The sequence below is a fragment of the Paenibacillus sp. FSL F4-0087 genome (genome assembly GCF_038020215.1).
Taxonomy (GTDB): Bacteria; Bacillota; Bacilli; order Paenibacillales; family Paenibacillaceae; genus Paenibacillus; species Paenibacillus taichungensis.
The window spans coordinates 1,307,620-1,319,355 of the sequence record NZ_JBBODJ010000001.1; the positions used below are offsets into that span (position 1 = coordinate 1,307,620).

General features: G+C 44.4%; 14 protein-coding genes. 2 read left to right on the plus strand and 12 right to left on the minus strand.

Translation table 11 applies throughout. From position 1 onward, the window contains the following. Window positions 1-75 precede the first annotated feature (75 nt). The 8 genes from rhaD to MHB84_RS06375 all read right to left on the minus strand — a co-directional run bounded on the left by rhaD (window position 76) and on the right by MHB84_RS06375 (window position 7,009). Complete coding sequence (gene rhaD, locus MHB84_RS06340; RefSeq protein WP_076291542.1) at window positions 76-927, minus strand: rhamnulose-1-phosphate aldolase; 852 nt, start codon at window positions 925-927, stop codon at window positions 76-78. Between the two features lie 396 nt (window positions 928-1,323). Next, the gene (locus tag MHB84_RS06345) at window positions 1,324-1,845 is read right to left on the minus strand and encodes a GNAT family N-acetyltransferase (RefSeq protein ID WP_076291541.1); all 522 of its coding nucleotides are present in this window, start codon (window positions 1,843-1,845) and stop codon (window positions 1,324-1,326) included. Window positions 1,846-1,966: 121 nt separating this feature from the next. Next, window positions 1,967-2,650 carry a hypothetical protein gene (locus tag MHB84_RS06350; RefSeq protein WP_256716917.1) on the minus strand — a complete coding sequence of 228 codons (684 nt, stop codon included), beginning with the start codon at window positions 2,648-2,650 and terminating at the stop codon, window positions 1,967-1,969. A 184-nt stretch (window positions 2,651-2,834) separates the two neighbouring features. Beyond that, window positions 2,835-3,122, minus strand: coding sequence for a hypothetical protein (locus tag MHB84_RS06355; RefSeq protein ID WP_076291539.1), 288 nt, complete (start codon window positions 3,120-3,122; stop codon window positions 2,835-2,837). A 176-nt stretch (window positions 3,123-3,298) separates the two neighbouring features. Next, window positions 3,299-3,787, minus strand: a complete 489-nt coding sequence (locus MHB84_RS06360) for a DinB family protein (RefSeq protein WP_076291538.1) — start codon at window positions 3,785-3,787, stop codon at window positions 3,299-3,301. A 26-nt stretch (window positions 3,788-3,813) separates the two neighbouring features. Beyond that, window positions 3,814-4,725, minus strand: a complete 912-nt coding sequence (locus MHB84_RS06365; protein ID WP_076291537.1) for a helix-turn-helix domain-containing protein — start codon at window positions 4,723-4,725, stop codon at window positions 3,814-3,816. Window positions 4,726-4,947: 222 nt separating this feature from the next. Continuing rightward, on the minus strand, window positions 4,948-5,916 hold the full coding sequence (locus MHB84_RS06370) for an alpha/beta hydrolase (RefSeq protein WP_076291536.1): 969 nt from the start codon (window positions 5,914-5,916) through the stop codon (window positions 4,948-4,950). Window positions 5,917-5,944: 28 nt separating this feature from the next. Next, window positions 5,945-7,009: an LLM class flavin-dependent oxidoreductase gene (locus tag MHB84_RS06375; protein WP_076291535.1), complete on the minus strand. Its 1,065-nt coding sequence runs from the start codon at window positions 7,007-7,009 to the stop codon at window positions 5,945-5,947. A gap of 303 nt (window positions 7,010-7,312) precedes the next feature. Here MHB84_RS06375 and MHB84_RS06380 point away from each other — a divergent pair, with 303 nt between their 5' ends. Together MHB84_RS06380 and MHB84_RS06385 are read left to right on the plus strand one after the other, a co-directional pair. After that, complete coding sequence (locus tag MHB84_RS06380; RefSeq protein ID WP_076291534.1) at window positions 7,313-7,897, plus strand: TetR/AcrR family transcriptional regulator; 585 nt, start codon at window positions 7,313-7,315, stop codon at window positions 7,895-7,897. Between the two features lie 297 nt (window positions 7,898-8,194). Continuing rightward, window positions 8,195-8,773: a hypothetical protein gene (locus MHB84_RS06385; protein ID WP_341143014.1), complete on the plus strand. Its 579-nt coding sequence runs from the start codon at window positions 8,195-8,197 to the stop codon at window positions 8,771-8,773. Window positions 8,774-8,979: 206 nt separating this feature from the next. Here MHB84_RS06385 and MHB84_RS06390 read toward each other — a convergent pair whose 3' ends face one another. From MHB84_RS06390 to MHB84_RS06405, 4 genes are all read right to left on the minus strand, one after another. Further along, window positions 8,980-9,216 (minus strand): hypothetical protein, encoded by a 237-nt coding sequence (locus MHB84_RS06390; protein ID WP_076291532.1) that lies wholly within the window; start codon window positions 9,214-9,216, stop codon window positions 8,980-8,982. A gap of 119 nt (window positions 9,217-9,335) precedes the next feature. Next, entirely contained in the window at window positions 9,336-10,967 is a 1,632-nt protein-coding gene (gene groL / locus MHB84_RS06395; protein ID WP_063564477.1) for a chaperonin GroEL, read from the minus strand. A 73-nt stretch (window positions 10,968-11,040) separates the two neighbouring features. Beyond that, complete coding sequence (groES, locus tag MHB84_RS06400; protein ID WP_024630746.1) at window positions 11,041-11,322, minus strand: co-chaperone GroES; 282 nt, start codon at window positions 11,320-11,322, stop codon at window positions 11,041-11,043. A gap of 227 nt (window positions 11,323-11,549) precedes the next feature. Further along, on the minus strand, window positions 11,550-11,684 hold the full coding sequence (locus tag MHB84_RS06405) for a hypothetical protein (protein ID WP_310852227.1): 135 nt from the start codon (window positions 11,682-11,684) through the stop codon (window positions 11,550-11,552). Window positions 11,685-11,736 lie beyond the last annotated feature (52 nt).

Genomic DNA, 11,736 nt, shown 5'->3' on the forward strand with positions numbered 1-11,736 from the left:
CCTTCGGTTTAATAAACCAAAGACCATTCATATTAGGCTGTGTTGGAGCTCTTTCTTTTATACGATTACGATCCGTCAAACTTCCATGCCCAATATACCAGGACGTGGAGTGACACCAAAAGCCTGTGCCAATGTAGCTAACTGCTGATCCGTAATTCTCTGTTGGATCTCATGACCTGCAACCAGCATATACACCTGGGCCGCCTTCTCAATGGTCTCTATAAGGCCAAAAGCTTCATCAATCGTTGTACCTGTTCCAAAAATTCCGTGCTGCGGCCAAATGACCGCGTGGTATTCCTTCATTTTCTCAGCCGTTTCCCGTCCAATTTCATTCGACCCAGGCACCATCCACGGAATAATACCAACACCGTCAGGAAATACAACAACGCATTCGGTACACATCTGCCACAAGGTCTTTGTAAATTTCATTTCATCCAACTCATGGATAAATGTCATCGCCAGAACGTTGGTCGCATGGTTGTGCATCACAACACGGTGTTTCGGGTCGACTTTCAGACGTTCGATATGACTCATAAAATGCGTAGGCAATTCACTCGTTGGGTTCGCTCCCGACTTTAGCCCCCACAGCACTTCCAGCTCCTGTCCATCATTCGATACACGCAACACTCCCAGATTGCTCTCTGGATCAGCCAATACATTTTTGAAATATTTGCCCGAAGCAGTCACAATAAAATACTTGCCTGCCAGCTCATGCATCGAAAATGCTGGTTTGAGCTTGCGGATCACATAATTGATATCGATATATTGGGCGACTTCCTCTTCCTCCAGCAAATAGCTGACATTGCCGCCATTGCGTTCATCCCATCCATTCTTCCACATATGTTGAGTAATCTCCGCCATTTCACGAACAAATGGGATATGGAAGCCCGCAGCCTGCGTTGTTTCATTCGTAAGGGTCACGTTCATCATCATTCTCTCCTCATGATAAAAAATAGAATGTCCGTCACGTGCAAGTAAGTTCCTTTTTTCACATTCATTATACCTTTGTTTACTTTTATAAGTCAATGAAATACAGGAATATTTGTTTTATTTATTTTTGTTTATGTTTGTTTTGTGTATATTTATAAAAAAAAGCAAAAAAATACCTCACCGGCGTCCGGCGAGGTCAGTCACACATCTATCTAACACGAGAAGGGGTTTACAAGAATTATCTTACCTCTGCTACCTTAATAGAAGCTGAAAATGAAATAAAAAAACGATGAAAACCCCTTTAGCAAAAAATGGAGGTCATCGCTACTATCCATCCATTTAAGCTATATATTTAAAGACGTTTCGTTGTGCTGCCCTGAATGTGGAACATTTTTATTCCTTTTTCAGCAAATAGGACGGGCGCATCAGCCCTGTCGGTTCATACCGCTCATCCCGTACATACTCAAAGCCCAGCTTGGACAGCATGTGACGTGACACTTCATTATCCGGATGATGCCCAGCAAACAACGCTTTAGCCTTCAGTTCTCCAAATGCATAGTGAATTACCGCTCGTGCCGCCTCCATGGCGTAGCCCTTGCCCCTATGATCCCGGGTAAGATGAAATCCCAATTCATATATTTCTTCTTCCGGAGAATACGGGCGCAAACCACAGCAACCAGCAAATACTTCCGAATCTTTCTCAAAGAGTGGCCAGTATTGCACTCCCACCTCTTCTTGCCTTTTTATTTCCTGCGTCAACCGCGCTTCCACTTCATCCTCGCTCAGAAATCCCTTGCTGCTAATCCACTTCGATACCTCATGATCTCCCCATAGAGCGGAAGCCAGAGCACGATCTTCTTCATTCCATGTCGAGAAAACAAGCCGCTCGGTTTCAAGAAACGTTGGTCTTTTCATCGTCCAATACCCTCCTGTTTCACAACATCAGTCTACTATTACTTCTACAATAAATTACTCGAATAGCTACCTTAGTAAACAAAAAATTAGATTGTACCCGTTATATTTCTAAGAATAATTGCTATAATTTCTGAGCTAGTTTCTCAAACTGATTAATATGAGGCTTAATCTCTTTTTCTACACTTTTGATAAAAGAACTAAATTGCTTCTGACTGAATTCATCTCCAACACCGACATCTTTGTATACTTTTCCTTTTTGATATGTAAATGAAAAGAAATAACCATCCTTCAATCCATCTAAAATATTTCCGGCATCTCCCAGAATTTTAAGACTCATATTTGAATCCTTGTAAACAAAAGAATAAGGAGGGTCTGCCACAGTAATATGTCGAACCTCATACCCTGTAATCCACTGTTCTTTCGAAAATGTTCCGGTTTGAATTCTTGCTTCCTGCATTTCACCTGTCAGCGAAGTTTCCCTAATAAGCAACTCACCCTTCCCTTCTTTTTTATCATTCTTCCAGAACCCATCATATTTAAGCTCAGTAATGCTGTCCTCTCCACGTGTAACTACTTTATAAGTACCTTGTCCTGAACGTTTGCCCGCTACCCAGTTTCCCTTATAAGTCTTGCTCTTTCCCCAGGTCATCGTTCCATAGCCATGGGGCTTGCCATTCTTGGTTTCACCATAATAAGTTACTCCATTTCCAAGCTCCAAGGTGCTCATTGAAGAGGCTGCATCTGAATTTTGAGGAGACATGAACAATGATAAACACAAGGTAAATCCCAAAACGTACAACAACATCTTTTTCAAAATTCTAATCTCCCTTTCGTTTTGATATAAGAATATCAATTATTCTTATAACAACTACTTAAATTTATAAACACCCTAGTATAATATCACTTCTACCCCAGATGCATCCATAAAAAATAGAAAAACCTCTGCCGACAACATGTCCGACAGAGGTTCACAAAGCATGCTACATTCATTAGAAATCAGCTGTTGCGATTTGAATTGTACCTGTTGAAGCACCTGCGGGAGTAGTCAACAAAGCAGCTACGAGCAGCAAATCAACAGACAACGTAAGGCTGTTGCCAGCAGGGATCAAATACGTGATCACTGGAGCGTTAACACGAGTCACAACCAGGTCTACCGGGAAAGGACCAAAGTTGTTAACCGTAATGCTGGCATTGGTCCCTCCAGCCAGGTTTTCGTAGTACGATTTGCCCACGCTTGCAGCCAAATTGTAAAATTGTTGCGGTAAAAGGATGGCCATGGAAATCACCTCCTTTTGCTTTGATACGGTATTCTATGCTTGAAATCTATTAATGTAACGGTAAAATGACCGTGTGATAACGTCCATTTTGATAGAGATGCTAGACTAAAGTAATCAAAAAGCCCCGCCAGATCATCCAGCGGAGCCACTTACATGAAACTCATATTGTGAGATTATTAAGCATACAGCATGAAAAAGTTCAGCTCATGCCCCTGCTGTTTGAGGTAATTATACAACTGTGAACGGTGATGGAATACATGCGTTAGCGTTTCAATCTGCCATTGAGCCTGCAAATGACCATGCTCCATATAGAAAGCTTTGGTTGAGCGGTTCAACAGATCTTCTTCGCTCAGTGATACAATATAAGCTTTGTAAGCTTCCAAATTTCCCCAAAGTGTTGCCTCCAGTTTTTCAATATCCTCGATCCCTGACAGGCTATTCTCTACCACACCAACCTCGGCTTCGCTCTTCTCCTGCATAATGGCAAGGTCCGATGCCGTGATTTGAATAAAATGATGGACCAGTTCCACCAGTGAACGCATATTGTCCTGCGGGCGGTACGCCCAATCCTCTGGACGGATCAGGCGGATCAGACTCGCCCCCGTACGTACTCCCGTCTCCAATTCATTGAGCAGATGATCCCGAATTTGCAATGTTCCATTCATATATGATATCTCCTTTACTATTATTCTCACGATCTAAGTATATCGGAAGAGACAACCGAGTTATTGTACAAATCGGACAACCTTTGTTGATGTTCTTTGGCAGCGGTCAGTGGAGTTTCTCCATAAAACTTGCGGAATTGTCGAATCAAGTGGGCTTGGTCAAAAAAACCATGATTCAGGGCCAGCGCTGCCCCATCCGCCGTATGCCCCTGATGAATACTGCCTAGGACGCGGTGAAAACGAACCACCTCACTGAATCGCTTCGGACTGATTCCGATCCATTCTGCAAACTTCCGATTCAGCTGGCGTTCGCTAACAACTTCACGCATGGCCAGCTCACTGACGCTCATACGCCCCCCATCGATAAAGATGCGATGCAATGCATTTTTCATCAGATTATTCTCATATGTACTGGTTTGCACGGATAATGGAATCAGATAGGCATTCATTACCTGCACCCGTTCTTCAAAGGTTTTCGTTCCAGCTATCCGCTCCTGAAGCTCATTCAATCTGAGCGGCCAACATTCCTCAAGCGGAATTCGCATGTCCGTAAATCCTTCCAATGGCAAACCGTGAAAGACGTATGCTCCACCCGGAAAAAAACGTACGCCAAATGTGTAATCTGCGGAAGGAATGACATCGGATGACTCGGGCAGAGCGAACGGATGCGAATAATTGCCACAATACGCATAGGAATGAACCGAACGGACCGAGTCGTATGTAATCAGCATGTCCGTGCAGCCATCTGGCAATACCCGAGCGGGCACTGAGATCGTGTCCTGATCTCGCTCTCCCTCATGCGGAATAGAACCCGATTCCCAATAACAGGCTACATGAGCCATCAGGGAAACAGAGGGTATTTGCTCAATATAATACGTTTTCCTATCCGTCCCATTCATCTGAATGGGTCTGAACAGCGGATGCAGGCTGGGGTCCACGAACCATCCCTCCGTTACTAGCATGTATATATTTATCTATCATACCATTAACGGATAAAAATGAAGAAAAAAAGTGCCCCGCCGGACGATCCGACGGGGCTAGTCACACATCTATTTAACACGAGAAGGGGTTTACAAGACTTATCTTACCCCAGCTACCTTAACGGAATCTGAAATGAAGATGAAAAGAACATCAATTTTTATGAACAACGCCGGAGACATTTATTTCTCCCATGAAGGATTAAGCGCTCTAGCCATGGCACGAATATAATCCTGACTAGCCCGCTGGCTAACTTCCGCATCAGGCACAAACACTTCGAAGCAATGATAAGCACCAGGATATAGGTGCATTTCGACATCCACTCCAGCTGCCGCAAGGCGTGTCACATATTCGATTGTCTCGTCTCGAAATAGATCGAGCTGGCCAACACACGTATACATAGGAGGTAACTCTGCCAGATTTTCAGTTCTTGCCGGGACAGCGTAGGAAGGCATGTTGTGTCCTTCGTTTTCTCCCAATCCCTCCATCTCTCCTCCAAGGTACATACTCCATGCCTCCAAGTTATTTGTCCGATTCCATGTAGCATTTTGATCCGTAATTTCATGGCTCGAAGCCGAAATATTGCGATCGTCAAGCATCGGGTACAAAGGCATTTGGAAGATTAGACTCGGTCCACCTTTATCACGGACCATTTGTGCAAGCGCTGCAGTCAGTCCTCCCCCTCCACTTGCTCCAGCAATTGCGACCCTGGTGAGATCAATGCCGAGTGACTCTGTTTCGTCTGTCATCCATACAAGACCTGCATAGCAGTCATCAAGACCAGCGGGATAAGGATGCTCAGGGGCCAGGCGGTAATCAACCGATACAACTACGCAATGTGCCGCTTGTACAAAGCGCTCACATAACGCATCATCCATATCCGGATGTCCCAGCACATATCCTCCTCCATGAATCCACAACATCGCTGGCAACTTATCTCCAGTACGCTCAGCCGGTTCATATATTTTGACCTGCATGTCTCCTGCTGTCCCTGCAATAATTCTCTTTGTGGTGCGTACGTCTTCCGACTTCTCAATCGGTGGATTCATGAGCATCGCCCGGCTAACCTCCAGTCCCCCCTTCAAGTTAAAGCCCGGAAACTGGGTTAATGCATCTCTTAATTCAGGTACCACCCGATCTATAAAACTCATATACAATTCCTCCTTCAGTGTATGTTTTCTATGCTTTATGTCCATGCTCAGCTTCCCACTTAGCCAACTCTGCCCGTACTCGAGGAGCGACCTCTGTTCCGAGCAATTCGATCGCTCTCATCACCTGATCATGCGGCATCGTAGCAATGGGAACGTACATCATGAAACGTGTAATGCCCACATTCTTGCGTAGATGAACAATCTTCCGGGCAACCGTCTCCGGATCACCTACATACAGAGCACCGTCGTGACTACGTGCAGCATCAAAGCTGGCACGACTGTAATGTCCCCATCCCCGTTCCTTGCCGATTTTGTTCATGCCCGCCTGAGTAGAAGGAAAGAACAGATCAGCAGCCAGCTCTGTATCTTCAGCCACAAATCCGAGCGAATGCGACCCTACGGTAAGCCTCGAAGCGTCATGTCCGGCATGTGCCGCTGCCTGCTTGTACAACTGTACAAGAGGGGCAAAATTACGTTCCGGGCTTCCGCCAATAATAGCCAACGTCAACGGAAGTCCCAGCAACCCAGCACGAACCACCGATTCCTGATTGCCCCCGCTGCCAATCCATATGGGTAAAGGACTCTGCACAGGCCGCGGATATACGCCCAGATTATGTATTGCAGGTCTGTGCCCACCTCGCCAGTTGACTATTTCGGACTTTTGCAGGTTGAGCAACAGTTCCAGATGTTCATCGAACAGCTCGTCATACTCACCTAATTCGTATCCAAACAATGGGAATGATTCGGTAAAGGAGCCCCGCCCTGCCATAATCTCTGCACGTCCATTCGAAATGCCATCCAGTGTGGCAAAATCCTGAAACACACGTACCGGATCAGCCGACGAAAGTACTGTTACTGCACTAGTGAGCCTAATACGCTTGGTCAGGGATGCAGCTGCGGACAACACCATCGCAGGAGAAGAAGCGGCATAATCTTTACGATGATGTTCTCCTACGCCAAATACATCCAGCCCCACCTGATCGGCTAGTACGATTTCCTCCACTACTTCACGCAATCGCTGTGCATGACTTATGACCTCACCTGTGCGAAGATCGGGTGTCGTCTCCACAAAGGAAGTAATTCCTATTTCCATAACTCATTTCTCCTTTATTCAAAACTGGACTGTTACTGACAAAATAAATTACCGATCGGTATGTTATTTAGGTAGTTAATATATCTTACTGTTTCGCCTAATGTCAATCATTTTATTTGCATCAAATCTATATCATATTTCTTAAATACATCATCAAAAAGACGTTTGTTTGACAAATAATTGAGAGTTATATAGTATATATCATACTGATGAGTAAGAAATATAATTAGCAAAACAAGATCTACATGATCCAATACAAAATATCTATACTTTAGAAAATATAAGTAACAAGGAGCATTTATTATGGCGAGAACTCGCGAATTTGACGAAGAGAAAGTACTGGATGCAGCGATGCAGCTTTTTTGGGAAAAAGGATATGAGGCCACTTCATTAAGCGATTTGACTTCGAGAATGGGCATCCAAAGGCCCAGTATATACTCCACTTTTGGAGATAAAAGAGAACTGTTTGAGACGTCGCTACGGAAATACACGATGGCCCGTGCCGCAGAGATGCGAACCAGACTGGCAGGTATTTCATCGGTAAAAGAGGCCTTTCGTACTTTTTTTGCAGAAATCGTGGATGAAGAATACAACGCAGAGCGACTCAGTCGTGGATGCTTTTGCATCAATACGATGGTTGAGCTTGCACCCCATGATGAGAAATTTGAAATTCTCACCCGGGAACATCAGATGTACCTGTCGGTCATCTTTCAGGAAAATATTGAGCGGGGAATGCGATCAGGTGAACTTAACCCTTCCCTGGACGCCAAGGCTGTCGCCCAAGCACTTATCGTATCGCTAATTGGACTGACCGTTTTCATGAAATCCCGTCCCAATCGTTCATTTATAGATAACTCGATTCGAGTCACACTTTCCTTGCTGGATTAACTCCAAGCGATGATCAGAAAAAAACAGCACTGCTGGCATAGAATGCTGGCAGTGCTGTTTGGAGGTGACAAGTGCAGGTTTAAAGTTTCACGAAGGAACATTATAATGAAAGTAGGAAATAACGATGCATTATGAGGTGAGAATTTGCAATATCTGTTTACAATACTATTCATCCTTAGTTTTATAGCCTTCTTCGTATTTCTTGTTTTGATGATCTTATCCATGAGGAAACATAACAGGATACCGATAAGGCATGTTATGCTAACGGCGGCATGTTTTGCAATTGCTTCGATCGGAATGTATGGCATATTGGCTTTACCTTCAAATCCTCCGCAATCATCTGGAACAGATCAGACGGAGAAACACGAATCAGGCGCTGATACAACAGAGGTAGATCACGCACCTCTAACCCAAACGAATGCCTCTAGCTTCTATATGACAGCAGAGGAATTCAAAAACAAGTTTAATGTCGCCGTGGGCAAATACCGACTGAACGGTTTGAGTATTACCCGCTTGAATATGAAAGCCTCTTCAGAGCAGGATACTGGCGCTTTCGAGTATGTATTTAATGATGATTTACGATTGGTTGGTAAATTAAATTCGAATCAAAAAGTAAAAGAAGTCAGGTTATACGGGACTGGTGATGTCAGCGAACCAACGGGTGGAATCCTGTTGACTGCTATCGCTACTCTTATTCTGACAACCAATAATGAATACACATATAATGATGCGCAAGAGGTGATTCAGGATATCGGCATATTGGATCGCGATGTAAGTCAGAGTGAATTTGATGGAGCGACTGTTCGAAATGGATTTGAATATCACTTCAGCATTCAAGACAATGTTTCTATTTTTGAAATAACAACTGTTGAGTGAGTTGCAAATGTGCAAACCAGTCGTTTAGATAGGAACGACTCAACATTCCTTCTCCCTTCTGCAAACTTCGTTAGCCTCTCCTTCATATCCACTCCTGTATCTGAATAAAGAAAGGCTCCCAAGTGGGAGCCTTTAAACTATTGATGGACAAAAGTTGTAAACATGTCCGTTAACAACAAAGCTATGTATGGCAGGTTCATTGATTACTACCTCGTGTATCGATCGATGTCATCGATCGCAGACTGGTGCTCTCTTCTATGATGATCTTCATGTTGTCGAACGTCGTTCTTTAACTTGGCTAAGAATCCCCACCCCATAAATACAAGTAAAAGCACGGTAATCAGTGCATAAGCGAAGCTATATAGATTCATATAGAAGTTGATGAAAATTGCAGCGAGCATCAAGCCTAGAATCCATAATGTCCACTTTGTACTCTTTCTCAAATGATTTCCTCCCCCCAGTTATTAAAACATAAATTCAAAGCACCCTATCTAATTAATGAAAAAAGGCTCCCTTTCGGGAGCCTTTCATCTATCGGCATTAAAAGGTTTTTACACCTTTATTACATCATGCCGCCCATTCCACCCATACCGCCCATGTCAGGAACGCCAGCAGCGCCTGCAGGTTCTGGTTTGTCAGCGATAACCGCTTCAGTAGTCAGGAACATTGCTGCTACGGAAGCAGCGTTTTGCAATGCATAACGTGTTACTTTCGCAGGGTCAACGATACCCGCTTCGATCATGTTAACCCACTCGCCAGTCGCAGCGTTGAAGCCTACGCCAGTTTGTTCTTTTTTCAGACGTTCCACGATTACGGAACCTTCTTCGCCAGCGTTAGCTGCGATAGTACGGATTGGTGCTTCCAAAGCGCGCAGGACGATGTTTACGCCTGTTTGCTCGTCACCGGACAGGGCTACGCCTGCAACCGCGTTGTATACGTTCATGAGCGCTGTACCACCACCGGATACGATACCTTCTTCAACCGCAGCGCGAGTTGCGTTCAGGGCATCTTCGATGCGTAGTTTGCGTTCTTTCAATTCTGTTTCAGTAGCCGCACCGACTTTGATTACTGCTACACCGCCGGACAATTTAGCCAGACGCTCTTGCAGTTTCTCTTTGTCGAACTCGGAAGTTGTTTCTTCCAGTTGTGTACGGATTTGGCTTACACGTGCATCGATATCGGATTTGTTACCAGCACCGTCAACGATGATTGTGTTTTCTTTCGTTACACGGATTTGACGAGCTGTACCCAGTTGTTCCACAACAGCGGATTTCAGGTCCAGACCCAGTTCTTCCGTGATCAATTGGCCACCAGTGAGGGCAGCGATATCTTGCAGCATTGCTTTACGACGGTCACCAAAGCCAGGAGCTTTAACAGCTACAGCGTTGAATGTACCACGCAATTTGTTCACAACCAGCATCGCCAGTGCTTCGCCTTCGATATCTTCAGCGATCAATACAAGCGGTTTGCCTTGTTGAACGATTTTTTCAAGCAATGGCAGGATTTCTTGCGTGTTGGAGATTTTTTTGTCTGTGATCAGGATGTACGGGTTGTCCAAAACTGCTTCCATTTTGTCCGTATCCGTGATCATGTATGGAGAGATGTAACCGCGGTCGAATTGCATACCTTCAACCACTTCCAACTCTGTAGCGAATCCACGGGATTCTTCAACCGTGATAACGCCGTCTTTACCCACTTTTTCCATAGCTTCAGCGATCAGTTCGCCTACTTCTTCGTCAGCTGCAGAGATCGCTGCAACTTGTGCGATGGATTGTTTGGTTTCAACTGGTTTGGAGATGGATTGCAGTTCAGCTACAGCAGCTTTAACCGCTTTGTCGATCCCTTTACGGATACCGATTGGGCTAGCGCCTGCAGTTACGTTTTTCAAACCTTCTGTGATCAGCGCTTGAGCCAATACAGTTGCAGTTGTTGTACCGTCACCGGCAACATCATTTGTTTTGGTTGCTACTTCTTTAACCAGTTGTGCACCCATGTTCTCGAATGCATCTTCCAGTTCGATTTCTTTAGCAATCGTTACACCGTCATTCGTGATGAGCGGGCTTCCGAATTTTTTCTCCAGAACCACGTTACGGCCTTTAGGACCGAGTGTTACTTTAACTGCATTAGCCAATGCGTCCACACCACGAAGCATGGAACGACGAGCGTCTTCACTGAATTTAATGTCTTTAGCCATGGTAAGAAAACCTCCCTAGTATATTGTGTAAAATGGTGTTGCTATATGGTTCGGTTAACCGATTAAATTTGAATTAGTCGAGAATCGCGTGAATATCGCTTTCTTTCATAATCAAATATTCTTTACCTTCGAACTTGATTTCTGTACCGGCATATTTGGAGAAAATAACGCGATCTCCTTCTTTCACTTCCAGAGCTACACGTACTCCGTCTTTCAATACTCCAGCGCCAACAGCAATAATTTTACCCTCTTGCGGTTTTTCTTTAGCGGAGTCCGGCAGTACGATCCCGAAAGAAGTTGTTTGCTCTTGCTCCAGTGGTTCTACCAATACGCGTTCACCTAAAGGTCTGATCATGAAAAATAGCCTCCTTTTGAAATTATATAACGTTACATTGTAGGTTGTAGCCATATGTATTAGCACTCGACAGTGTTCAGTGCTAACAACCAACTTTATGATACTTCAACTTGAAGCATGATTTCAAGTCCTTTTCATGAATTCCTGCGAGATTTTACGTTGTATTTACATGAACCCGGCCAAAAAACTCCCAATTGGCCTGCGTAAATGCCATAATACCTTATTACTTATTCCACAGAATCCGTAAGTCCTCCTGCATCGTTCTCAGTCAGCCCTTTTCCATTGTATCCATTGTTGAACATAATATGCCTGCTTGTCCCGTCCATCAGAATATATAACCGTAAAAGTTTGTCGCCTTTCATATCCCGGGTAAGAACTGACCGCCTTATCCCGGGACGGGCACCATGCAAAATT

Coding starts and splice junctions, on each gene's coding strand:
- rhaD (WP_076291542.1), bottom strand. CDS start 927: ATGAACGTGACCCTTACGAATGAAACAACGCAGGCTGCGGGCTTCCAT.
- MHB84_RS06345 (WP_076291541.1), bottom strand. CDS start 1,845: ATGAAAAGACCAACGTTTCTTGAAACCGAGCGGCTTGTTTTCTCGACA.
- MHB84_RS06350 (WP_256716917.1), bottom strand. CDS start 2,650: ATGTTGTTGTACGTTTTGGGATTTACCTTGTGTTTATCATTGTTCATG.
- MHB84_RS06355 (WP_076291539.1), bottom strand. CDS start 3,122: ATGGCCATCCTTTTACCGCAACAATTTTACAATTTGGCTGCAAGCGTG.
- MHB84_RS06360 (WP_076291538.1), bottom strand. CDS start 3,787: ATGAATGGAACATTGCAAATTCGGGATCATCTGCTCAATGAATTGGAG.
- MHB84_RS06370 (WP_076291536.1), bottom strand. CDS start 5,916: ATGAGTTTTATAGATCGGGTGGTACCTGAATTAAGAGATGCATTAACC.
- MHB84_RS06375 (WP_076291535.1), bottom strand. CDS start 7,009: ATGGAAATAGGAATTACTTCCTTTGTGGAGACGACACCCGATCTTCGC.
- MHB84_RS06380 (WP_076291534.1), top strand. CDS start 7,313: ATGGCGAGAACTCGCGAATTTGACGAAGAGAAAGTACTGGATGCAGCG.
- MHB84_RS06385 (WP_341143014.1), top strand. CDS start 8,195: ATGTATGGCATATTGGCTTTACCTTCAAATCCTCCGCAATCATCTGGA.
- groL (WP_063564477.1), bottom strand. CDS start 10,967: ATGGCTAAAGACATTAAATTCAGTGAAGACGCTCGTCGTTCCATGCTT.
- groES (WP_024630746.1), bottom strand. CDS start 11,322: ATGATCAGACCTTTAGGTGAACGCGTATTGGTAGAACCACTGGAGCAA.
- MHB84_RS06405 (WP_310852227.1), bottom strand. CDS start 11,684: ATGAAAGGCGACAAACTTTTACGGTTATATATTCTGATGGACGGGACA.